Below are 22,814 nucleotides of genomic sequence, written 5' to 3' on the forward strand. Positions count from 1 at the left end.
CCTCAATCGGGCTGTACGAGAGTCAGGATCGTGATCTCTGGGGGCGCACCGACGCGGACCGGCGGACCCCACGCTCCGGCGCCGCGGGTGGTGTACAGCGTGGTGTTCCCGACTTGATCAAGGCCCTGTAGAGAAGGCTGCTGCAGAGGCACGAGATACCGGATGGGCCACATCTGACCACCGTGAGTGTGGCCCGAAAGCTGCAGGTCGACGCCGAGGTCCGATGCTTCGAAGGCCTGCCGGGGCTCGTGCGCGAGCAACAGTGCGAAAACGTTCCGGTCCCGTCCGGCGAGCGCTGCGTCGAGATCCGGCTCGTAAGGTTTCGGCGACGAATAATCGTGGATTCCGACCAGGTCGATGGTCGCGCCATCCCTGTCGATCGACACTCGTTCGTTTCGTAGGGTGCGCACGCCCAACCGATCCCAGACATCCAACCATCGGCCGCCGTCATCCGCGTAGAACTCGTGGTTACCGCTGACACCGAAAACCCCGAGCGGTGCCTCGAGTTCGGCGAGCGGTGCGAGATCGGCAGCGACTTTCGCGACGGTCCCGTCGACAAGGTCCCCGGCGATGACAATGAGATCAGGACGCTGCTTGTTGACCTGGTCGACGACCCGCTGAGTGAACTCCCGCCCACGAGTGGGTCCGACATGCAGGTCGGAGACGAGTCCGACTCTCAGGCCGACGAACTCGGAGGGCAGACGCCGCAACGGAACACGGACCCGCACGATACGTGGCCGAGCCGCCTCCACCATGCCGTATCCGGCGGTGGCGATCGCCCCGACCGCGACCACCGCGGTGGCGACCTGCAGAACGCGTCGTCGACTCGGCCCTTCCGGGCTATCCGCCGGCTCCGGGGCGGATGCCCGCACGCGGCGCCGAGCGCTCCGCACGAGACGGATGAGAAGGCAAGCCACGGCGATGACGAGCAAACCGAGGAGAAGGTAGAACACGGCGCCCAACCACACCATGCCCACAAAGCCGGGCATCTGTGCCCACCCAGGATCGAACACCTCGCCGCTGCCGACGCCGATGACGACCAGCGCCCACAGTGAGACCAGTGCGGCGTCGGCCATGATCGACCAGGGACGGCCGAGGCCGGGGGCGCGCACGAGGCGGCGGTGCAACCAGAACGTCACCAGAGCCAGTACTGCACCGAACATCAGCAAGCGCGTCATGAAACCAAGATCTTCGGGACTGTCATTGGGTCCATGGTGGCAGAAGGGAGCTGCAGGACCCGACTCGGCCGATCAGCCGGCGGTGGCCTGGGCCCGCATCGTGGTGGGTGGAGCGTTGTCGACCATCTCGTGGGTCACCCGATAATTGGCCTTCATCCGCGTCATCTCCTCGTCGCGCTCACGGTATGCGCGCTTCGAAAGCCGCTCTGAGCCACCTGCAAGGAGTACTCGGCCGCGCCCGGCAACAGCGAGCGCCGGACCGACCCGCGACATCACGTGCTTGAGGGGAGTGTCCGGGATCTGCAATTCATCGGCGGCTGTGTCCCCGATGAACACCCGCTGCAGGGATTGCATGAGCTTCGACGCCACCTTCAGCCGGACGGCGTACGGTCCGGGCAGCACGTTGGCGAGCTCAGGAATCAAGTAGTCATAGGTGAGGGCCTCGACGAACTCGCGGTCGTCCTGGCCGGGACCGGGAGAGGTGAGGCGGTACAACTCTTCGATCCGAACATGATCGGCCTCGTCGTGGGGATTGAGGCGTTCATCCATGCCGATGACGTGCCCCACGTACCGCCACAGGTGGTAGATGTCGGCGAGTTCGCGATCGGAGAAGCGGACGCCCACCTTGTACATCGCCTCGATGGCGATGTGACCGAACTCGGCGAGGGTAAAGGCCATGTAGGGCTGCGGTATGGGAACCCCCCACGCGGCCTCGTCCCAGTACCCACCGCGTACCAGGGCACGGCGGACATGAGCGTGGATCACCCTGACGCGGACGGTATACGCGAAACCGTCGCTGTCCCTACGCATTCCGCCTGGTGAGATGATCTTGCGCAGCCACTCGCCGACCTCTACCGAGCGAACCGCCGGCTGTGAGACGTAACGACCGGTGAGCGCCAGAGGCTTCCCGGCGATCGTGTTGGCGGCCCCTCGAACCAGGGAGGCTGCGCCCAAGACGATCCCGAGTGCGGCGGTGTGCTGGATGAGAGAATCGGCAGCTCGGTCCAGTTGGTCGTGATCGAGCCAGTCGGGCTCGACGTCGAGGACGGCGAACAACGCCTGCAACGAATGCGGGGCATCCGTGACCGCATCGACCCCGCCGGCCAGGGCCGTCCCGACAGCCGCGGTCGCAGACGAATCGGGGAAGAAGTCGCTCACCACCGCGTCTGCTAGCGGATCGGCGCACCACATCGCCTCGAGCCACAGCCGCCCCTTGTCTCCGTGTTCGGCGACAGCTCGGTCTCCGTTGACGAGCTCGGTTGGCATCGGTTTGTCCATATCCCCAGTGAAACACGAGGAATCCTCACTTACTATTCACTTTTGTGGCGAACTATCGAAGCGGTGCCGACCACGTTCGGGCCCGGACGAAACCGCGGCAGCAACGTGGAGTCGAGATGCGTGCCAGGTTGCTCGAGACCACCGTCGAACTCCTCGAACGACAACCTGGTGTTCGACCCAGCACACAAGAGCTGGCACACCACGGGCACGTCAGTATCGGAACGGTCTACCGCTACTTCGCCGACATGGACTCGATCATCGAGGAACTGCGTGGATCGGCAATTCGTGACATCACGACCGAATTGGCAACAGGGGTGGGTCGCGCGATGGACCTGGATCCGTTGGTCTCAGTGACCACGATCGTCGAGACCCTCACTTCTGCGTTCGAGAAGCATGCTGCGGTGCTGAGGGCTTCTTTCACGTCCGACGAGGCGGAGTTCGGTGACGCCTGGCGCGACGTCGAGGGACCGGTCGCGGCGCTTGCGCGCATCCTGCCCGGTCGACTGCGCCCGGATCTCGGGGACGCCGAACTCGATGATCTCGTATTCCTCACAATGGGTGCGACCGCCAGTCTGTGTTTGCGGATCGCATTGCTTCGGTCGCCGACCTCGGACCGCCAGGCGCTCATCGGCACCGCGGCGCGCATGCTGCTGGCGGCGTTCGCGCCCTGAGCTCGCGCGTCTATTCCGGTCTGGGCCACCAGGGAGGCATCTGGTCTCTGACGGAGTCCGCCCAGGCGACCTCGTCCTCACCGTCGCCGCACACCCAGGCCTCCATCGATGCCGTCAGGCCGCCCGCAGCGAACGGAATTGCCACGTCCGCATCGACGTCAGCCGCCACGCCATGCGAGATCCAGATTGCCAGCGCCACCCGGAGTCGGCGGGTGAACATGTCCGTCAGCGCCCGTCGCAGCGACGACGATCCATTGGACATGAAGCCCGCCTGAAACAACTCCCGGTCCCGGGTCGCGACCCCGTAGGCGGAGGTCAGGGTCTTTTGGAACTCTGCCGCGACCTCACTGATCGAGAGTCCCGTCATGTCGGGCGCATCAAGTGGCTCCTCGACCTCCTCGACGAGCATCGCGGTGAGCAGATCGCCCACGCTGGGGTAGTGCGTGTAGAAACTGGTGCGCTGTACGCCTGCGGTCCGACACAGTTCACTGACCGAGATCTCGTCCAGCGGAACGGAGTTGACGCTCGCACGCAGAGCGGCGCGCAGTCCTTCGACGGTGCGGACGGTGCGCGGATCCCGAGCTGTCATCGGCGAGTCACGGCATGGTCAGAACGGCCTTGACCGTGACACCCGATTGCGTGTCTGCGATGGCCTTCTCGATGTCGTCGAACGCGTACCGCGTGATGAGCTGGTCGAAAGGGAACCGCCCGGCACGGTACAGCGCCAGCAGCTCCGGGATGAAGACCTGTGGAACCGAGTCACCTTCGATGCCGCCCACGAGTGTCTTACCCGCTCCGGAGACCAACCCGAGTGGCAGTACCGCATCCGGTTTCGGCACTCCGAGCAACGCGATGGTCGCGCCGAAGCGGGTGGAGTTGATCGCATCGGCGACCACCGACGGGATCGCCGTCGTGTCGATCGCGTACGCGGCGCCACCGCCGGTGATCGCGTGGATCGTCGCGACGACATCGTCGGAGGCACCGTTGACCGTGTGAGTTGCACCCAGTTTCGTCGCGAACTCCAGTCGCTGATCGAGAACGTCGACCGCGATGATCGTCGTGGCGCCCGCGATCTGCGCGGCCATGATGGCGGAGAGGCCGACAGCTCCTGCCCCGGTCACCACCACGCTGGCTCCGGCAGGGACGTTCAGTGAGTTCAAAACCGTTCCGGCTCCGGTCTGGATGCCGCAGCCGAGTGGTCCGACGATGTCGAGGGGCACATCGTCGGGGATCTTGACGGCATTGTGCGCGCTGACGATCGCGTGGGTTGCGAACGAGGACTGCCCGAAGAACGATCCCCGGATCACCTCTCCGTCCGAGCCCTTGATCGTGGTGGTCCCGTCTTCGCGGACACCGGCGACGTTCAGCAACAGGAAGTTGACGCAGTAGGCCGCTCGGCCGCTGAGGCAGTTGTCGCAGTGGCCGCAGGCAGCGAACGAAAGCCCCACGTGGTCGCCGACCCCGAACCCGGTGACCGCTGCACCGACCTGTTCGACGATGCCTGCACCTTCATGTCCGAGGACCATCGGCAACGCTGCCGGGATGTGGCCGTGAACCACCGCGAGGTCGGTGTGGCAGAGCCCCGTCGCCACGATCTTCACCAAGATCTCGGTGGGCTCGAGTTCGTCGAGCACCACCTGTTCGAACGTGAACGGAGAATCGACACCGCGCAGGACAGCAGCGTTGGCGGAGGTGGTCATGAGAATCTGCCTTTCTGACAACAGGGCCGCAGCTGTGCGGCACCCCGAGTGTAGACCCACTTTCTGACAGATGTCGAAAAGTACTCGTAGCAGCCGGATGACGGCTTGATCACGCTCCGACGTATGCGGCGAGGTGCTGTCCGGTCAGGGTTGATTTGTCTGCCACGAGGTCGGCGGGAGTGCCCTCGAACACGATCCGGCCACCGTCATGGCCGGCTCCGGGACCGAGATCGATGATCCAGTCGGCATGAGCCATCACTGCCTGATGATGCTCGATGACGATCACCGATTTACCGGACTCGACGAGGCGGTCGAGCAGCCCGAGCAGATTCTCGACATCGGCAAGATGCAGACCGGTGGTCGGTTCATCGAGGACGTAGATCTCGCCCTTACCTGCCATCTGGGTTGCCAGCTTGATCCGCTGCCTCTCGCCGCCGGACAGTGTGGTCAGTGGCTGGCCCAGTTTGATGTACCCCAGGCCAACGTCAACGAGACGTTCCAAGATCTTGTGCGCGGCAGGAAGTTTCGCTTCACCGTCACCGAAGAACACCTCGGCCTCGGCCACGGACATGCCGAGCACCTCGCTGATGTCGCGACCACCGAACGTGAACTCCAGCACGGCCGACTGAAATCGTTTGCCGTCGCACTCCTCACATCTGCTCGCCACCCCGGCCATCATCGCGAGATCCGAGTAGATGACTCCCGCGCCGTTGCACGTCGGGCAGGCGCCTTCAGAGTTTGCGCTGAACAGGGCCGGCTTGACCCCGTTGGCTTTTGCGAAGGCTTTACGGATCGGTTCCAGCAGTCCGGTATAGGTCGCGGGGTTGCTGCGCCGAGAGCCCTTGATCGGCGTCTGATCGACCGACACGACCTCGTCCAGGCCGGTCACGGACCCTTGGATCAGCGAACTCTTTCCCGATCCGGCGACGCCCGTCAGCACGACCAGAACGCCCAAGGGAATGTCCACGTCGACGTCTTGCAGATTGTGTGAGTCAGCACCGCGCACCTGCAGCGATCCAGCGGGCTCGCGGACCGACTCCTTCAAGGACGCCCGATCATCGAGGTGGTGCCCTGTCAAGGTGTCACTGGTTCGCAGGCCCTGCACCGTGCCCTCGAACATCACCTCTCCACCCTCGGAGCCCGCACGCGGTCCGAGGTCGACGACGTGGTCGCCTATCGCAATCGTCTCCGGCTTGTGCTCGACCACCAAGACGGTGTTGCCCTTGTCGCGCAGCCGGAGCAGGAGACTGTTCATCCGTTCGATGTCGTGTGGGTGCAGTCCGATCGTCGGTTCGTCGAACACATAGGTGACGTCGGTCAAGGACGAGCCGAGGTGTCGGATCATCTTGGTGCGCTGGGCTTCGCCACCTGAGAGAGTGCCCGAGGGGCGATCGAGCGATAGGTAGCCCAGGCCGATCTCCACAAAAGAGTCGAGGGTCTGCTGCAGCGTGGACAGCAGGCCCGCCACCGACGGTTCATCCAGTCCGCGCACCCACTCCGCGAGATCGCTGATCTGCATGGCGCAGGCGTCGGCGATGCTGACCTTTCCGATCTTCGACGACCGGGCTGCTTCACTCAGCCGTGTCCCGTTGCACTCCGGGCAGGTCGCGAATGTGACCGCTCGCTCCACGAACGCCCTGATGTGAGGCTGCATCGCGTCGACATCCTTGGAGAGGAAAGACTTTTGAATCTGCGGGATCAGACCCGAGTACGTCAGGTTGATCCCATCCACCTTTATTTTGGTGGGCTCGCGATACAGCAGATCGTTCAATTGCTTCTTCGTGAACTTGCTGATCGGCTTGTCGGGGTCGAAGTATCCGCAACCGCGGAAGATTCGTCCGTACCAGCCCTCCATGCTGTAACCCGGAATGGTGATCGCGCTCTCGTTGAGCGACTTGTTCGCGTCGTACAAAGCGGTGAGGTCGATGTCGGAGACCGAACCCCGCCCCTCGCAGCGCGGACACATTCCGCCGGTGATGCTGAACTCCCGACGTTCTTTCGTCTCCCGGCCACCGCGCTCGATGGTCACAGCGCCGGCGCCCGAGATCGAAGCGACGTTGAACGAGTACGCCTGCGGTGATCCGATGTGCGGTTTTCCGAGGCGGCTGAACAGGATTCGTAACATTGCATTGGCGTCGGTGGCCGTGCCGACGGTGGAACGCGGATCTGCGCCCATTCGTTGCTGGTCGACGATGATCGCTGTCGTCAGGCCGTCCATGACATCGACTTCAGGTCGCGCGAGCGTGGGCATGAACCCTTGGACGAACGCACTGTAGGTCTCGTTGATCATGCGTTGCGACTCGGCGGCGATCGTGCTGAACACCAGTGAGCTCTTACCCGACCCGGACACGCCGGTGAACACCGTCAGGCGCCGCTTCGGTATCTCGACGCTGATGTCCTTCAGATTGTTCACCCGTGCTCCCTGCACGCGGATCAGATCGTGACTGTCCGCAACGTGTTGGGCAGGTTGCGAGTTCTTCTTGGTGGCCATGGGGGCTACGGTCTCCAAAATTTCGGGCGGACGTGTGATTTCAGCGTTTTTCCTGGATTCGAATCATGTTCCCGGCGGGATCGCGCAGGGCGCAATCGCGAACGCCGTACGGCTGCTCTGTCGGCTCCTGGACGATCTCGGTGCCGCCCGCCTGAACCTTCTCGAAGGTGCTGTCGAGGTCGCTGGTGGCCAGCAGGATGCTGGCGTAGGTACCCTTCGCCATCATCTCCTCGATGGTGCGACGTTCGGCGTCGGTGGTACCGGGGTCGGCGGCGGGCGGGTGCAGCACGATCGACACATCGGGCTGGCCGACGGGACCGACAGTGAGCCAACGCAACCCGTTGTAGCCCACGTCGTTGCGGAGTTCGAAGCCCAGGGTGTCGCGGTAGAACGCAAGAGCCGCATCGGGATCGTTCTGAGGAAGGAAGCTGGAGTGGATGCTGATGTTCATGTCGGTCACGTTAGTTGCGACGACGGGGCCGGCGCTTCTCGATTCCTGATCGGTCTCGTCACCTGTTTCGCAACACACGAGGGCATCCCTGCAGTCGCGAGTGCCGCGTCGCGCCGATAGACGCTGGGCGGGACGCCGACCAGCTCCGTGAATCGGGTACTGAACGTGCCCAGTGAGGAGCAGCCCACCGTGAAGCACACCTCGGTGACACTGAGATCACCGCGTCGCAGCAACGCCATGGCCCGCTCGATCCGCCGGGTCATCAGGTAGGCGTAGGGGGATTCCCCGTATGCCCGTTTGAACTCGCGACTGAGGTGGCCGGCTGACATGTTCACACCGCGCGCAAGAGCCTCGACGTCCAGGGGTTGCGCGTGCTCTCGGTCGATCCGATCTCGGACGCGGCGCAGCAGAGCGAGGTCGCGCAACTGTTGGGCGTCGCGCAACCGTTGAGTGCCGGGAGGTGTGCTGGTCATCTCACTGATCGTGCCACCTGGTACCGATCGGTGGCCAGTGCCCGACGCTCAACACCTGTGACGCCGTGTGGACGCCCTCCCGAATCGAGCGTGTCGTATTGGTGAAGGTACCTCGGGCGGCGCCGCGACAACTACATGCTCGATATGTAGGCACTCATCAGAATTGTCTCGAATTACCACCCCTAAGGGGCGAATATACGTGCGGCTGCGTTTATATGTAATAGTTGACGAAGACGATGCATAGACCGCGTCGCGCGATATGCGAATACAGGAAACGGTGGATCAGCTGACGGGACCCGTCATTGCTGATGACGAATACCGACGGGCAATTCGGGATGGACGGGGATCAGACGTGAGCAATTTTTCGTGGCCGCTGACACGAGTGCAGCACACCGAGAATGTACATTCGCTTAAATCTGGACGAAGTATCAACGATTTCACACGTGATAAATCGTCATTCGATCTGAAGACCTGGGATGGCCATTCGGCGCCTGACTCTGACCGCTGGAACTACAACACTCATTACTATCGGCTGACCGACACGCTGATGCCCGTTACCGATTCTGTCTTGGACTTCGGGTGTGGGGAAGGGATGCTGACCCGGCGGTTGCGGGCTCGGTCAGCTCGTGTCGTGGGGATCGACCCTGACCAGCACAGTATCCGCGCAGCTCGCGAGCAGTCCGGCAGCGACATCGACTACATCTGCGGCGACGCACTCGAGTATCCGTTCGAACCAGAATCGTTCGACGCAGTCGTCTCCGTGGCGGTTCTGCACCACATCGATGCCGCACGTGGACTCGAACGCATGGCTGAACTCGTCAGACCGGGTGGCACCGTGATGGTGATCGGCTGTGCGAGCAGTGAACGACCTCGCGATCTGGTCATCGACCTCACATCGACCGTCGCCGCGCTCGCCGTACTCAGTCGACACAAATTGTGGAAGCACCCCTGCCCCGTTGTCTGGCCACCGCCTGCGAGCTATCGGGAAATGAAGGAACTGGCGCATGAATTGCTGCCGGGTTCACAATTTCGGCGTCACCTGCTGTTTCGCTATTCGATCTCATGGACAAAACCCCGCTGATACCAGGTGGTACACGGCAATGCCGTGCACCTACATGCGCCGCTGCGGGCATTGGGGTATCCCTGAGAGAATTCAGTAGGAATACTCCTGCCGAACCTCAGGGTCGATTCTGCCGATCACGTTCTCGGCGGCCTCCACAAACGTCGGCACCCAGTCAGTGGCTCCGAGCACGATGGCGGCATGACCACCTGCGGCGGAGAACACTTGAGCGCCCGTGATCGACGCGGCCAGCCGGCGCTGTCGGCGGCTGGGGATGATCCGGTCCCGAGTGGTCACGACAACGGCGGTCGGCACGTCCACGTCGCCGATCCACGTCGCCGAGTCGAAACGCCCCAGTTCGGCGAGCGCGTGAGGGATCGACCACGCACTGGTGCTGCGGAACTCGACTCGCGTCCAAGCGGCCGAGTCGGCGACCTCGATGGACGGCAGCTCGGGGAGTGTCTGTGCCAGCTGATCCACGTGTGCCAGCGCGAAGCCCGTCAAAGGCATCATGGTCGCGGTCATGAGCGGGAAAAAGAGGCGCTCACCATGTTTGCCGCGGAAGTTTCTTGCTGTTGAGCACAAGACGAGGCCCGAGACCCTGTGCGGATGACGTCGCCAGGTGAGCTGCGCGACGGCGCCGCCCATCGAATACCCGGCGATCACCGCGCGATCGACACCCAGCGCGTCGAGTACTGCGGCCACGTCGTCGGCGCAATCATCGAACTCGAACTTTGCCGAGCGGATGCCCCGACCATGCCACCGTTGGTCGAAAGTGACCACCCGATAGTGATTCGATAGGGCACCGAACGTTGCCATCCAGCTCAGATATGCGGTGCAGCCGAGGGCGTGCAGAAGCACGATGGTCGGCGCCTCCGGGGTCGGGCCGGGCACGTCGACGACAAAAGTCTGCCCGCGTCCCGGCAATTCGAGAATCTGCCCTTCGGGCACACTGTCGACCTCGGGCGGTGACGGAAGGGCCGCACGAAGCCCGGCTGCGGCTCCCTTGCGCATGAGGTCGACGCCGGGTCCGGACAGCCGTTGCGCTGTGGTCTTCATTTTGCGGACAGTCATTCGTCTCACCCTTTCTGGTGCTGCGTCACGGGCTACGCAATTGTTCGAGGGCCGGTTCCAACGCGGCGACAAGCGACGGGAGATCGGGCAGCAGGTCAGGGCAGCTCAGGGCCGCGATGTTGAGGCGTCCGGCGTACGACCACGCCGTGATGTTGAGACCGATGCCCTCGATGATCGGCCCGACACTGTAAAGGTCGTGTAGACGAGATCCCGCGATACGGATCTCGTCGGGCGGACCTTTCACATTGGACACGATCACATTGAAGGGTGGCGCATGTCGCGCCGCCATTCGCGCGTGCGAATACCACCGCAGGACAGCGCTGAACGGAGCGGGCGGGGTGAATTGGACCCAGTCGGCGAGCATGCTCGGGCCCAGGGTGCGTTGCAGGTCTTTCGAGGCACTCGTGATCTTCGAGATCGTGTGCAGCCGTTCGATCGGATCATCGACATCGGTTGCGAGCGTGGTGAACAGGTTGGATACCCGGTTGCCGCTGAGGCGGGGTGAGCTGCCCGCTTCTTCGGTCGAGACCGGTACGCCTGCCAGCAGCGCAGTCGCCGGATGCTCGTCGTGAGAGTCGAACCACGTTCGGAGCGCACCGCCCACAACCGCCAGGACGACGTCGTTGATGGTGACTCCGTTGGCCTTGCGAACCTGTTTGACGTGCGCCATATCGAGCGTGCAGGTGGCGAAGTTCCGCCGCGGCGTCAACGCCCCGTTGAACGAGGTGCGGGGGGCATCGAGAATCGGCCGGGGGACACTCACGTCGTGTTCACGCCGTCGGCGTATGGCCGCGACGGCGCCACTCGTCGTCCGACCGAGCAGGGTATGGAGGGTTCCGATCTGCATGGTCGCGTCGCGCAGTGCCAGTTTGATCTGGGTGCCCTTCGCCGGGACTGCGTCGAAATGCCAATCGGCGGGAGGGTCGGATCCGGTATCGGCGGTGGTCGCGCCGTCCCCGGAGTCGGCGATGTTGGCGATCAGAGCGTTGGCTGCGCCCCCATCTGCGAGTGCATGATGCAGTTTCCCGATGACCGCGACGAGGCCACCAGCCATCCCCTCGCAGACGTGCACCTCCCAGAGTGGGATGCTCCGGTCGAGGGGCGTGCTGCACACCTGTCCGATCAGTGCTTCGAGTTCCGTGTGACCACCGGGCGGGGGGAGGTCATGCCGGAAGATGTGCCGCCCTGGCTCGATGGGTCCGTCTGAGATCCACATCGGATGGTTGAGAGCCAGCGGGACCGGCAGAGGACGCTGTTTCAGCGGCGGCAGGTCATTCATGCGGGCGAGCAGTTGTCGCTCGAGGCCGGCGAACGTGTAGCCATCGCTGGGCTCCATGATGGCGATCTTCAGCGTGTGCATGTGCATGGTGGGCGTCTCCATGTACAGGTACCCGGCGTCGACTCCCTCCATGCGTTCCATCACGTAGGAACCAGGAGCGCAGCGGTGTTCATGAGGCCGGACCCGTTCGAACATTTGGGTCGCGTACCTCGGGCAGTTCGCGTTTGACTACCTTGCCCGTGGCATTTCGCGGCAAACTGTCCAGGAAGACCACGTCGCGGGGAGCCTTGAAACCCGCCAGTTGGGCTTTGACGTGGGCTTTGAGCTCGTCTGCGCCCACCGACTGCCCCGGCCGCAGGACCACGAATGCCGCCAAACGCTGACCGTACTGCGCATCGTCGACCCCGAGCACCGCGGCCTCGAGTACCGACGGGTGTCTGTGCAGCGTCTCCTCGACTTCGAGTGGGAAGACGTTCTCTCCGCCCGAGACGATCATGTCGTCGTCGCGTCCGACGACGAACAGCCGGCCCGCCCGGTCCAACCTCCCCATGTCGCCGGTGAGCATGAAGGCCCCGTGAAAGTCCTTCGTCTCGCCCGAGCTGTATCCCTCGAAGTGCGAGTTGCTCAGAACCGCGATCTTGCCGACATCTCCGGCGGCCAGTTCCTCGAAATCCCCGTCGAGGATCCGCACCTCGGTGCCGGCGGCGGGGCGCCCCGCGGTGTCCGGTGCCGCGCGCAGATCCGCAGGGACAGCCGTGCTGATGAGTCCGGCTTCCGTCGCGTTGTAGCTGTTGTACACCACGTCACCGAAGCGATCCATGAAGTCGCGCACGGCATCGGCCCTCATACGTGACCCACTGATCGTTGCGAACTGCAGTGTCGACATCTCATAGTTGTCGAGCACTTCGCCGGGCAGATCCATGATCCGTTCCAGCATGACCGGAACGAGTGCGAGACCACGGGCCCGGTGCTCGTCGACCATCGCCAATGTCGCCTCTGGATCAAAACGGCGCCGCATCACCATCGTGCAGGTCATCGAAGCCGACACCGCCATCTGGCCGAAACCCCAGGCGTGGAACATCGGAGCGGCGATGACCACCGTCTGCTCCGCGCGCCATGGTATCCGCTCGAACATGGCTGCCAGGGCGCCCGCGCCACCGCCGCCAGATCTGCGCGCCCCTTTCGGCGTGCCCGTGGTGCCGGAGGTGAGCAGGATGATGCGACCGGCCTTCTTGGGTTTCGGAGGTCGCCTCCCGGCATTGGCGGTGATGACCTCGTCGATGGTGTTGTCCGCGGACGTGTCCTCGCACCAGGCGAGCAACTCGATCAGTCCGTCGATCTTGTCGCGCGCATGCTCGACGAGTCCGGAGAACTCTTCGTCGTACACGATTGTTGTCGCACCCTCGCGCACAAGGACTTCCGCGAGCTGAGGTCCCGAGAACCCGGTGTTCAGCAAAAGCGCGTCGGCGCCGGTTTTCGTGGCTGCCGCCAAAGATTCGACCAACCCGCGGTGATTGCGGCACAAGATCCCGATCGTCGCTGGTTCCCCGGTGTCGTCGCGCGCCAATCCGACGGCGAGTGCGTCGCTACGGCTCTCCAACGCGGCCCAGCTCAGCGATCCGCCCTCGTCGATGATCGCCGTGGCATGCGGATTCCGGGCGGCAGAAAGGCCGATACCCGTCAACGGTGATGCGCCCAGTCGCATCAACGCTGCGATCATCCGAACATATTTGTCTGGGCGAAGCAGAGCGAGGAACCCTGCGCTGCAGAGTACGCGTACCATCCAGATCGTCTGTGTCACAACGTGTACGCCCGCCGCCACGAGGTGGTTCACGCGCTTCATCCGATCACCGGAAACCGGCGGGCTCGCGCCATCTCGTCGAGCGCCAGTTGCATCCGATCTCGGATGACCCGATCTACCTCCGCGATGTCGGGATGATCTCCGAACTCTTCCGTGATGTGAACCGGGTCGAGTACTCGGGTCTCGATCTTCGTCGGCAACGGCAGGTTCGGAGGAAGCCCCAGTGAGAATCCGAACGGGAAACCGAACGTCACGGGCACGAACTTCATCCGGGTGAGGCGATCCAGTTGCAGCAACTTGGCCAGACCTTCACCGCGCGAGAGGAACAGCTGTGCTTCGTGGCCTCCGATGCTCACCACCGGGACCAGCGGAACACCTGCCTCGAGCGCGGTGCGCACGTAACCGGTCCGGCCCTCGAAATCGATCCGATTGGCGGAGGTCGTCGGCCGGAAGACGTCGTAGTCGCCGCCGGGGAACACGATGGTGACGCCACCCGATCGCAGGATGTCGTGCGCATTCTTCCGGTTGGCGGGAACGAAACCGGTGCGGGAGAAGACTTCTTTGGCCGGACCCAGAAACAGGATGTCGTGGGCCAACACGTATAGCGGTCGCTCACTGCCGAAGTGGTCCCAGAAGGCCACCGCGATGACCGGAACATCCATCGCCATCACACCGCCGGAGTGATTGCTGACCAGTAGCGCGCCACCCTCGGGGATCTTTTCGACGCCACGAACATCCGAGCGGAACCAGGCCTTGACGGCCAACCTCAGCAACGGCAGCACCCGCGCCACCCACGTGGGATCCCGCTGACTCCACAGGGATGCACTCTCGGGTTCGTTGACGACAATCGCCTTATCAGCCATTCATGACCTCACGGTTGATGTACGGGTCTGTTGTCCGAACAGCGAACGATGCAGACATCGCCGCCACTCGAACGGTGCATCGCCCTGGTGATCGTGCGCAAGGCGGTCGGACACCACCGCGAGCGAGAGCGGATTCGAGACGAGCCCGATATGGCTGCTCACGACTGCGATGTTCTCCTGGTCCTCGCCATCATCGAGCGCGCAACTGCGCCAGTTCACGACTCCGTCGGTCTTCGAGTAGACCGCAGTACAGGGGACGGGCATGGGTTGTCGGAGTACGTCGACGATGTCCCTCGCGTCGGGGGAGAGTCCGTGCTTTTGTGCTGCTCTCTCGAACAGGGCGGTGGTGCGGGTGATCTCTCCCTGCGGTCGCCACGGTGAGCCCAAGGTGATGACGCGTTCGACCTGTTCGCTTCGGACATGACCGAGCCATCTCGCCAGCAGTCCTCCGAAGCTCCAGCCGACCACGCTGACCGGCCGGCCGTAGCGTTGGTGAATGGTGTCGAGTCGGGCGGGCAAGCCGGCCACGATCTCGTCGGTCAGCCCGTGGTTGGTACCGAGCCCCCACCCGTGTACCCGGTAATCCTGCTTTCTCAGATGGGCGCGCAGCCGTCCGGTCAAAGAATCCGAAGCAGAGAACCCGGGGAGCACGAGGACCGGACGGTCGCCGCCGGAACGTCGTGCGGGCAGTACCGCATCCAATCCGACCGAGATGGGGTATTCGACGGCGACCCGCACCACCTCGAGCGCAGTGAGAGCGACCATCGGTTTGGGCAGCGGCGGGCCATGTGTCCCGCCACGCGAATCCTCGAAGTCGTACATACATCCATCCCCCGTTGGCCGAGCTGCCTCCGATACTAGAACGTGTTCTCGTTTTTCGTGACCAGGCTGACTGAATTGCTCCGATGTTGCAAGTCGAACCGCCACGATCGAACCGGCGCAGCGTCGTACGGTGCGCCACCAACCGGGCACCCGATCGGCGCGTTTGGACGAGTCCCGGGTTGGCTATGGCTGCACACATGCGCCTGCGATTTCGCCACCGAATGCCCAGCATCGAGCTCGCCACCGCCGCCCCCGCCGCTGCGGTGTGGGAGGTGCTGGTGGATCTGCGGGCGTGGCCTGAATGGGGTCCCACCGTGGCCGGCGCCGAACTCGACGGACCAGGACCTCTGGCGCTCGGGTCCCGAGGCAAGGTATGGACGCCCGTTGGTGTGCCGCTGCCATTCGAGATCGACGAGTTCATCGATGGCCGTGCGTGGGGCTGGCGGGTGGCGGGTGTGTCTGCCACTCGGCACGAGGTGATTCCGACGCGCGGTGGTTGCGTCCTGAGTTTTGGCGTACCGGTATGGGCTCCGGCCTACCTGCCCGTCATGGCCGTCGCACTGCCGCGCATCGCCCGGCTCGCGACGGCCCGCCGCTCCACGTAGTCGACGATGACCGGGCGTCAGGCGTTCAGGAGCACCGTTGAGCCCGCGCCCTGCGCAGCGGCGGCATCAAGGAGTGCGTGGGCCGTCACGAGGTCTTGGAGTCCGATCCCGACCGAGTTGAAGAGCGTGACCTCGTCGTCTGAACGCCGACCGGTCTGGGGCGCCACGATGACGTCGCCGAGCTCGACGCGCACGTCGTCGGCGGTCAGATATCCCTCGGCGATCGCGAGCAGCACCTCTCCTGACTTGCTCAACGCGGTTGCGGTGCTGTCGACGATCAACCGGCAATCGGCCATGCCCGGTCCGTCGATCTCGCGGTGGTCCGGTCGCGGAGGTGCCCCCACCGCGTTGACATGGAGACCAGGCTGGAACCAGGCACCTTCGATGATCGGGGTCTGCGACGGCGTGAGGGTGCACACGACATCGGCGGCGGAGACCACTCGCCGTGGAGACTCGGCGTATTCGATCTGGACGTCCAGACCCGTGGTGCGCTCGCGAAATCGGTCGACGGTCGCTGCCGACCGCGACCACACGAGTAGCTTGTCGATCGGCCTGACGGCACAGATCGCGCGGGCATGTTCGAAGGGCGAACTGCGGCGCGGGCGACCCTCGCCGCCAGACTCGCTGCCGAACGCGTGGATGCCGCCGGCCTGGCGCGGTTGTCCGATCAACTCGAAGCGGCACGAGCGGCTACTGCGCGCCAGGACCGTCCGGCGATTGCCCTCGCAAACGCGCGGTTTCATCAGATGATCGTCGATTTGGCAGCCAACCCGTTGCTCGAGCCCATGTTGCGCCCGCTCGAAGCACGCACACAATGGCTGTTCCACCTCACCAAAGACCGAGACCCCGGCCAGCAATGTCAGGAGCACGAGGAGATACTTGCTGCCATCGCCGCTGGTGATTCGACGCGTGCAGCCGAATCAGCCTTTCACCACGTGCATTCGGGCCGCGAGGCCAGTCTCGCCATGGCGGCGGAGTGGTCAAGCGGGACTATTGATCCCGTCGAAGCGACGAAGAGCCGCCGACGCAGCAGGGCGACCTGAAGATCAACCGCCCGGATGGTTACTTGGCGGTGGCCTTGAACTTCTCCCAATGCAGCGCCTTCATCTCAGCTTCGAGAGGGCCCGCCGGACCATCCACAGGAACCCCAGGCGCCACCGTGTTGATCGACAATCCTGCAACCGGAGACGGGGGAGCGCCCCACTCGTGCAGCCAGGTCGATAGTTGAATCGACGACACCGCGTAGACGATGCGTCCGAGTCCCACCCACGCATGAGCTGCGCTGCACATCGGGCAATGTTCACCCGAGGTATAGACGGTTACGTGAGCACGATCCTCGGGCGCCACGTTGTGGACGGCCCATAGTGCGATGGCCAGTTCCGGATGTCGGGTGTTGTCACCGTCTTTGACGCGGTTGCGATCCTCGAACAGGATGCTGCCCGAATTGTCGATCAGCACGGATCCGAACGGCTCGTCGCCCGCGCTCAGGGCTTCGCGCGCCAGGTCGACGCAGCGCCGCAGGTATTCGAGATCATCATCGGAAACACTCACTGCGCGAGCCTACGACACGCGGATGGCCACCGCCCAGTGCTCGGGGCTTAGGCTGGAACTCGACACGTCGCCTATTCGAGATCCGCGGGGAATCCATTGACCATCAAAGAAGAAATCGTCGCACTGTTGACGTCGAAGTCGCCTGCAGCAGAGTCGACCCCGCGCACGTTCGGTCGAGTTCTCCTCGGTTCCGCGATGGTGTTCGCCGGTGTAGGGCACCTGACCTTCGCGCGGCAGGACTTTCAGGCTCAGGTCCCGGACTTCGTTCCCCTTGACCCAGATGTGACCGTGCTGGCCTCGGGAGTGGTGGAGATCGCCCTCGGCTCGTCGCTCGTTCTGCTGAAGAGCCGCCGCGCTGCGGTCGGTCTCGTACTCGCGGTGTTCTTCGTCGCTGTCTTCCCTGGCAACATCGCGCAATGGGCCAACCACCGTGATGCGTTCGGCCTCGACACCGACCAGGCCCGTGCGACTCGGCTGATCTTCCAACCTGTCCTCATCGCGTGGGCCTTGTGGTCGACGGGAGCATGGGACGCGCTACGCGGACGTCGATAGGGGTTCTCCTGACCGTTGTGCCATCGACCCCGACTGTGGGATCCACCTTGTGCCGATTATTTTTTCGGCGGGGTGGGGTCTACCTCTCGACCAGCAATAAAGTCGAACCGGTAGGAGCGCACCGTGGGACTCATTCACATCGAGATGTTCGCGACTCTCGACCTCGTCGGGCAGGCGCCGGGCGGACCCGACGAGGATCCGGAGGGATTCCCGTTCGGCGGCTGGCAGGCGCCGTTGATGGACGAGCTCACCGGTGCGCAGATCGCCGCCTCGTACGAGGGCACTGATGCGCTGTTGCTCGGTCGGCGAACATACGACATTTTCGCTGCGTACTGGCCCTATCAGCAAGGGGAATCAGACAACAGCATAGCCACACTCTTCAACAGCGTCCCGAAGTATGTTGCGTCCCGCGGTTCTGCCGACCTGTCATGGGACGGCTCGAGGCAACTCGGTCCCGACCTGGCGGGTGCGGTGCGCGAGATCCGCGAGCGGCACGAACGCGTCAAGGTGGTGGGGAGTCTCGATCTAGTGCAGTCGCTGTTTCGCGAAAAACTCTTCGACCGCCTCAACCTGTGGGTCCACCCGATCGTGCTCGGCGTGGGCAAGAAAGTATTCGATGACGGCGCGATACCAACCAATCTCAGGCTTCTCGAGCCGCCGGCAGCAGCTCCGACCGGCACCGTGCTCTTGCGGTACGGGCGAGCCGAAGGCACGCCGGCTACGGGGGACATGACCGTCGACCACGGCGCTGGTTGAGGCTGCGCCACCACGCGATCCGCAAGGGCTGGTGACACGATCAGGGCACAGGTGGCGGATTGTCGGGAAGCAAGAGCTTCCCGATCTCCGTACCAATCGGGACTGCGTTGTTGGTGTTTGCGTTGGCCGTCGGCCCGAGTGTGGCGTAGACGATGATCGTCGTCTTCGAGGTCTTCTCGTAGAGGACGACACCGTTATAACCGCCGAATGACGGATTCATGAACAACCAGCTGTCCAGGTGAACCGTCCCGAAAGCGAAGAACTTCTCAGCAGTCAGGGGTCCGATCCCCGCGGTCGAGGGCGCCATCATCTCCTTGAACGCGTTGTCGGACAACACTTCACCGGTGGCCAGCCCACGAACCCACCGAGCGATGTCCGACACTGTCGAGTTGGTGTTGCCACTGTTGAGAAACGCCGTCGGATTCCAGAAGGCGGAGTCCTCGAACATCCCTCGTTCGTTGGTGTAACCGTGCAGGATCGGTGCGGTCATCTGTGGCGTCAGCATCACCGTGCTCGCCGTCATCCCCAGCGGTGTGAAAATCCGATCCCTCAGAAGGTCGCCAAGCGGTTTGCCCGTTGCCTTCTCGAGTACCAACCCGAGCAGACACAGGTCACTGTGGGAGTAAGCGAAGTTGGTCCCCGGCTCGAACAGCGGCGGGCGCGAGGTCGCCAGGTCCAAGATCTCCTGAGCGGTGAAACCCTTGATCGGGTTCCCGTAGAAGATCTTGAGGAACTCGGGGTTGGTCACATAGTCCGAGATGCCAGATGTGCTGTTCGCGAGCATCCGCGGGGTGATCACGTCAGCGCGAGGAAAATCGGGCACCCACTTGGCGATCGGCTCGTCAAGGTCCAGCGTCCCGGCGTCATCGAGTTGAAGCAGGACCGTCGAGAGCATCGGTTCCATCGGCTGTCCGACCCGTAACTGCATGTCAGGCGTGGCTGCAACCCCGATCGGAGAGTCGCCGGCAGCCTCGACGACGACCTCTTCGTCCCCGCGCCACACGCCGTAGACCGCACCGGTGAGATCGAGTTCGGTGAGCTTGCCGCGAACAATGTCGGCGATCTTCCCGGCGTCGGCGTTCACGGCGGGTGTACTCGGCGCCGTCGAGCTTCCATCTGTGCCGTCGCTGCCATTCGATCCGCACGAGAGACTCGCCGAGGCGATGACAACACCGACGGCGAGGGCTACCCCTCGGTGAAGTCGGCAACGAGTCGACACACCCATGGGCTCGGTCCCTTCGCGCGCACAACACGGCCGGAGTCGTTGCCAACCGCAATGTCAGCTACGAGTAGTTGATTCTAGATCGCAATCCAGTGCCGCAGGTGGACTTCGCCCGAACTCACGACCCCACAGGCCAACGGTGAGCCAACGACAGCCCAAATCGCTGCGTGCGGTGACAAAGTAGCGGATCGGAGACGATCGCCAAAACTACAGCACCCCATGGTTTCTGCTTGTTCTCGGGATATCGCCGACCGAAGTTGATGGAATGATTTCAGTCATCGAATACCCAGATGTTGGAGGCACCATGCTCAGCACGATGCAGGACGTTCCGCTGTCGATCGCACAGATTTTGAGGCACGGGAGCACGGTACATCGCGGAGCGACGGTCACGACCTGGACCGATTCGGGTCCACAGCACCGGACCTACGCGGAGGTGGGTCAGCGCTGCGGAGCGTTGGCGCATGCTCTACGGGGGTTGGGAGTCACGGGTGACCAGCGCGTGGCAACCTTCATGTGGAACAACGCCGAGCACCTCGAGTGCTACCTCGCGGTCCCGGCTATGGGCGCGGTACTCCACACTCTCAACATCAGGCTTTTTCCGGAGCAGCTGATTCACGTCGTCAATCACGCGGAAGACCATGTGATCATCGTGGACCCGTCCCTGATCCCGCTGCTCCAACCCCATCTCCACAAGCTGGGCACCGTCCGGCACGTCGTCGTGACAGGTTCGTCCACGACCGGACTCGACGTGCCGGAGGGAGTGCAGGTGCACGCGTACGAGACCCTGATCGCCGAGCAGTCGGCTGAGTTCGGGTGGCCCGATGTCGAGGAACGTAGCGCCGCGGCGATGTGCTACACATCCGGCACGACAGGTGACCCGAAAGGTGTTGTGTATTCGCATCGTTCGATCTACCTGCACTCGATGCAGGTGTGTATGAGTGACGGTCCGAACCTCAGGCAAGGTGATCGTGCGCTCGCCGTGGTGCCACAGTTTCACGCCATGGCCTGGGGTTTGCCGTATGCCGCCTTCATGATCGGCGCGTCCCTGATCATGCCCGATCGATTCCTGCAACCGAAGCCACTGGCCAGGATCATCGAATCGGAACAGCCGACTCTGGCCGCAGCAGTGCCGACGATATGGCAGGGCCTGCACCTTCATCTCGAACAGAATCCGCAGGACATCTCATTCATCCGCGAGGTGCTGGTCGGCGGCTCGGCCGTACCTCCTTCATTGATGCACAGCTTCGAAGACGATCACCAGGTGACTGTGCTCCATGCCTGGGGGATGACCGAGACATCGCCGCTCGGCTCGGTGGCACGCCCACCGGCTGGCGTCGCCGGAGATGAGATGTGGCGATACCGGTACTCGCAGGGCCGCTTTCCCGCTTCGGTGCAGGCGCGGTTGATCGGTGATGACGGCGCCACCATTCCGCACGACGGCCGTGGGGTCGGCGAACTCGAGGTCCGGGGACCGTGGATCGCCGGGGCGTATTACGGTGTCGCGACCCCGGAGAAGTTCAACGACGGCTGGCTTCGCACCGGGGACGTCGGATCCATCACTTCGGATGGCTACCTCACGCTGACCGACCGGACCAAGGACATCATCAAATCCGGCGGCGAGTGGATCTCGTCCGTGGATCTCGAGAATGCGGTGATGGGCCATCCGGCAGTCGCAGAAGCCGCCGTCATCGGCGTACCCGACGAGAAGTGGGACGAGCGACCGCTGGTGGCGGTAGTGCTTCGCCATGACAGCACGTCCGTCACAGTCGACGAGCTCAAGGAGTTCCTGACAGACAAGGTCGCGGGCTGGCAGTTGCCCGAGAACTGGGCGCTGATCGACGAAGTGCCCAAGACCAGTGTCGGCAAGTTCGACAAGAAGCGCCTACGTGCGTCCTACCGGGACGGCGAATTGGACGTGGTCCGGGCCTAGACCCGGGACACTTCATGACAGCGCGATCTCCGACGTTGCGGGTGGCCGCGGCGCAACCCGTCACTGTCGCAGGTGACGTCGCGGCAAATGCGCTCGCTCACTTCGAGGCTGTCCGGCGTTGTGCAGCAAGGCTTGTCGTGTTCCCGGAGATGTTGCTGACCGGATACAGCATGGATGTCACGAGTGTCGAGGTCGACGATCCAGCGCTCGATCCTCTCGTCGACGCCTGTCGGAACGCGGGATCGGTCGCACTGGTCGGCGCCGCTGTCCGGTACAGATCGGGACGGGCCATCGGCGTGCTCGCGGTGAGTGAGGGCGGTGTAGAGATCGTCTACCGTAAGATGACTCTCGGGAACGAAGAAGCCCGGGTGTACGCCCCTGGCACGACGGCGGCCGTGGTCGAGATCGAGGGCTGGCAAGTTGGTCTCGGGGTATGCAAGGACACCCGCGACGACGATCACCTGACCGCCACGATCGAGGAAGCGATCGACCTGTATGTCGCCGGCCTCGTGCACCGGCCAGACGAGGTGGCCGAGTTCGACGTCCGTGCGCGGCGCATCGCTGATCTGGCCGCGGTCCCGGTTGTATTCGCTGGATTCGCCGGTCCGACCGGTGGGGGATATACGCAGACATCTGGGGGGTCGGCTGTGTGGGATGCGAATGGTGCACGTCTGGTGCGGGCGGGTCACCAACCCGGATTCAGCGTCGTCGCTGACCTCACGGCCCGCGGTGCGATCAGATGATCGTCGCGCGCACCCGGCGCGATTGCTCCGGATGCGATCACTGATTCTCGGCGGCGTTCTTGGCGTGGAAGCGCGCCTTCTTCTGGCGATTCCCGCATGTGTTCATATCGCACCATTTGCGGCTACGGCTCTGGCTCGTGTCGAAGAAAGCGGCTCGGCATGTCGGCGATGCGCACAGAGCCAGTTTTCCGTCCCGCTCGCCCGCGACGATGCTGATCGCGTCGGCGGACGTGGTCAGATCGTCTCCGATCGCCGCCGCGGTCGCGGTTGCGTGAATAGCTTCCCTGAGTTCCCAGGCGAGGTCTAGTTGCGAG

General features: G+C 63.7%; 23 protein-coding genes and 1 pseudogene. 8 read left to right on the forward strand and 16 right to left on the reverse strand.

The genetic code is table 11. From position 1 onward, the window contains the following. Positions 1 to 2: 2 nt before the first annotated feature. Together J3S28_RS05485 and J3S28_RS05490 are read right to left on the reverse strand one after the other, a co-directional pair. A complete protein-coding gene (locus tag J3S28_RS05485; protein ID WP_207838565.1) occupies positions 3 to 1,178 on the reverse strand; it encodes a metallophosphoesterase in 1,176 nt (391 codons plus the stop codon). 72 nt (positions 1,179 to 1,250) lie between these two features. Continuing rightward, the gene (locus J3S28_RS05490; RefSeq protein ID WP_207838567.1) at positions 1,251 to 2,456 is read right to left on the reverse strand and encodes an oxygenase MpaB family protein; all 1,206 of its coding nucleotides are present in this window, start codon (positions 2,454 to 2,456) and stop codon (positions 1,251 to 1,253) included. 116 nt (positions 2,457 to 2,572) lie between these two features. Between J3S28_RS05490 and J3S28_RS05495 the strand changes: the two genes are divergently transcribed. Further along, positions 2,573 to 3,127, forward strand: a complete 555-nt coding sequence (locus tag J3S28_RS05495; RefSeq protein ID WP_207838569.1) for a TetR/AcrR family transcriptional regulator — start codon at positions 2,573 to 2,575, stop codon at positions 3,125 to 3,127. Between the two features lie 10 nt (positions 3,128 to 3,137). Here J3S28_RS05495 and J3S28_RS05500 read toward each other — a convergent pair whose 3' ends face one another. From J3S28_RS05500 to J3S28_RS05520, 5 genes are all read right to left on the reverse strand, one after another. After that, complete coding sequence (locus tag J3S28_RS05500) at positions 3,138 to 3,716, reverse strand: TetR/AcrR family transcriptional regulator (protein WP_207838571.1); 579 nt, start codon at positions 3,714 to 3,716, stop codon at positions 3,138 to 3,140. A gap of 7 nt (positions 3,717 to 3,723) precedes the next feature. Next, on the reverse strand, positions 3,724 to 4,827 hold the full coding sequence (locus J3S28_RS05505) for an NAD(P)-dependent alcohol dehydrogenase (protein WP_207838573.1): 1,104 nt from the start codon (positions 4,825 to 4,827) through the stop codon (positions 3,724 to 3,726). Positions 4,828 to 4,936: 109 nt separating this feature from the next. Next, positions 4,937 to 7,318 (reverse strand): ATP-binding cassette domain-containing protein, encoded by a 2,382-nt coding sequence (locus J3S28_RS05510; RefSeq protein ID WP_207838575.1) that lies wholly within the window; start codon positions 7,316 to 7,318, stop codon positions 4,937 to 4,939. A 40-nt stretch (positions 7,319 to 7,358) separates the two neighbouring features. Continuing rightward, the gene (locus J3S28_RS05515; RefSeq protein WP_207838577.1) at positions 7,359 to 7,769 is read right to left on the reverse strand and encodes a VOC family protein; all 411 of its coding nucleotides are present in this window, start codon (positions 7,767 to 7,769) and stop codon (positions 7,359 to 7,361) included. Between the two features lie 5 nt (positions 7,770 to 7,774). Then, the gene (locus J3S28_RS05520) at positions 7,775 to 8,242 is read right to left on the reverse strand and encodes a helix-turn-helix transcriptional regulator (RefSeq protein WP_207838580.1); all 468 of its coding nucleotides are present in this window, start codon (positions 8,240 to 8,242) and stop codon (positions 7,775 to 7,777) included. Positions 8,243 to 8,519: 277 nt separating this feature from the next. On the opposite strand from J3S28_RS05520, the gene J3S28_RS05525 reads away from it, so the two are divergent. Next, complete coding sequence (locus J3S28_RS05525) at positions 8,520 to 9,323, forward strand: class I SAM-dependent methyltransferase (protein ID WP_307796874.1); 804 nt, start codon at positions 8,520 to 8,522, stop codon at positions 9,321 to 9,323. A gap of 72 nt (positions 9,324 to 9,395) precedes the next feature. Here the strand turns inward: J3S28_RS05525 and J3S28_RS05530 are convergent, their stop codons facing one another. Genes J3S28_RS05530 through J3S28_RS05550 form a run of 5 tightly spaced genes read right to left on the reverse strand, consistent with a single transcriptional unit; the run spans position 9,396 to position 15,141 of the window. Next, a complete protein-coding gene (locus J3S28_RS05530; RefSeq protein WP_207838587.1) occupies positions 9,396 to 10,376 on the reverse strand; it encodes an alpha/beta fold hydrolase in 981 nt (326 codons plus the stop codon). 25 nt (positions 10,377 to 10,401) lie between these two features. Further along, complete coding sequence (locus J3S28_RS05535; RefSeq protein WP_207838589.1) at positions 10,402 to 11,796, reverse strand: WS/DGAT/MGAT family O-acyltransferase; 1,395 nt, start codon at positions 11,794 to 11,796, stop codon at positions 10,402 to 10,404. Positions 11,797 to 11,824: 28 nt separating this feature from the next. Next, positions 11,825 to 13,498, reverse strand: coding sequence for an AMP-binding protein (locus J3S28_RS05540; RefSeq protein ID WP_207838591.1), 1,674 nt, complete (start codon positions 13,496 to 13,498; stop codon positions 11,825 to 11,827). Further along, a complete protein-coding gene (locus J3S28_RS05545; protein ID WP_207838593.1) occupies positions 13,495 to 14,319 on the reverse strand; it encodes a lysophospholipid acyltransferase family protein in 825 nt (274 codons plus the stop codon). The genes J3S28_RS05540 and J3S28_RS05545 overlap by 4 nt, the downstream gene beginning before the upstream one ends. Further along, the gene (locus J3S28_RS05550) at positions 14,320 to 15,141 is read right to left on the reverse strand and encodes an esterase/lipase family protein (RefSeq protein ID WP_207838595.1); all 822 of its coding nucleotides are present in this window, start codon (positions 15,139 to 15,141) and stop codon (positions 14,320 to 14,322) included. It abuts the gene before it with no gap. A 221-nt stretch (positions 15,142 to 15,362) separates the two neighbouring features. Between J3S28_RS05550 and J3S28_RS05555 the strand changes: the two genes are divergently transcribed. Next, positions 15,363 to 15,746, forward strand: a complete 384-nt coding sequence (locus J3S28_RS05555) for an SRPBCC family protein (RefSeq protein WP_372435942.1) — start codon at positions 15,363 to 15,365, stop codon at positions 15,744 to 15,746. A gap of 17 nt (positions 15,747 to 15,763) precedes the next feature. On the opposite strand, the gene J3S28_RS05560 is transcribed toward J3S28_RS05555, so the two are convergent. Further along, positions 15,764 to 16,489, reverse strand: coding sequence for an ornithine cyclodeaminase family protein (locus J3S28_RS05560; RefSeq protein WP_307796876.1), 726 nt, complete (start codon positions 16,487 to 16,489; stop codon positions 15,764 to 15,766). Between J3S28_RS05560 and J3S28_RS05565 the strand changes: the two genes are divergently transcribed. Next, entirely contained in the window at positions 16,382 to 16,789 is a 408-nt protein-coding gene (locus J3S28_RS05565) for an FCD domain-containing protein (RefSeq protein ID WP_307796877.1), read from the forward strand. The two genes, J3S28_RS05560 and J3S28_RS05565, sit on opposite strands and share 108 nt — an antisense overlap. A 19-nt stretch (positions 16,790 to 16,808) precedes the next feature. On the opposite strand, the gene J3S28_RS05570 is transcribed toward J3S28_RS05565, so the two are convergent. Continuing rightward, positions 16,809 to 17,297 (reverse strand): nucleoside deaminase, encoded by a 489-nt coding sequence (locus tag J3S28_RS05570; protein ID WP_207838597.1) that lies wholly within the window; start codon positions 17,295 to 17,297, stop codon positions 16,809 to 16,811. Positions 17,298 to 17,399: 102 nt separating this feature from the next. Here J3S28_RS05570 and J3S28_RS05575 point away from each other — a divergent pair, with 102 nt between their 5' ends. Continuing rightward, positions 17,400 to 17,849 (forward strand): DoxX family protein, encoded by a 450-nt coding sequence (locus tag J3S28_RS05575; protein ID WP_372435964.1) that lies wholly within the window; start codon positions 17,400 to 17,402, stop codon positions 17,847 to 17,849. A gap of 123 nt (positions 17,850 to 17,972) precedes the next feature. Next, positions 17,973 to 18,605 (forward strand): dihydrofolate reductase family protein, encoded by a 633-nt coding sequence (locus J3S28_RS05580; RefSeq protein ID WP_207838601.1) that lies wholly within the window; start codon positions 17,973 to 17,975, stop codon positions 18,603 to 18,605. A gap of 40 nt (positions 18,606 to 18,645) precedes the next feature. Here the strand turns inward: J3S28_RS05580 and J3S28_RS05585 are convergent, their stop codons facing one another. Next, positions 18,646 to 19,830, reverse strand: coding sequence for a serine hydrolase domain-containing protein (locus tag J3S28_RS05585; RefSeq protein WP_207838604.1), 1,185 nt, complete (start codon positions 19,828 to 19,830; stop codon positions 18,646 to 18,648). Positions 19,831 to 20,131: 301 nt separating this feature from the next. Between J3S28_RS05585 and J3S28_RS05590 the strand changes: the two genes are divergently transcribed. Then, entirely contained in the window at positions 20,132 to 21,757 is a 1,626-nt protein-coding gene (locus J3S28_RS05590) for a long-chain fatty acid--CoA ligase (protein ID WP_207838607.1), read from the forward strand. A 14-nt stretch (positions 21,758 to 21,771) separates the two neighbouring features. After that, positions 21,772 to 22,500, forward strand: a complete 729-nt coding sequence (locus J3S28_RS05595; RefSeq protein WP_207838610.1) for a carbon-nitrogen hydrolase family protein — start codon at positions 21,772 to 21,774, stop codon at positions 22,498 to 22,500. A 37-nt stretch (positions 22,501 to 22,537) separates the two neighbouring features. Here J3S28_RS05595 and J3S28_RS05600 read toward each other — a convergent pair. Further along, positions 22,538 to 22,813: pseudogene (locus J3S28_RS05600) on the reverse strand (CGNR zinc finger domain-containing protein); the annotation flags it as partial. Between the last annotated feature and the right edge of the window lies 1 nt (position 22,814).

Origin of the sequence: Williamsia soli (assembly GCF_017377795.1) — a bacterium.
GTDB classification, from domain to species: domain Bacteria; phylum Actinomycetota; class Actinomycetes; order Mycobacteriales; family Mycobacteriaceae; genus Williamsia; species Williamsia soli.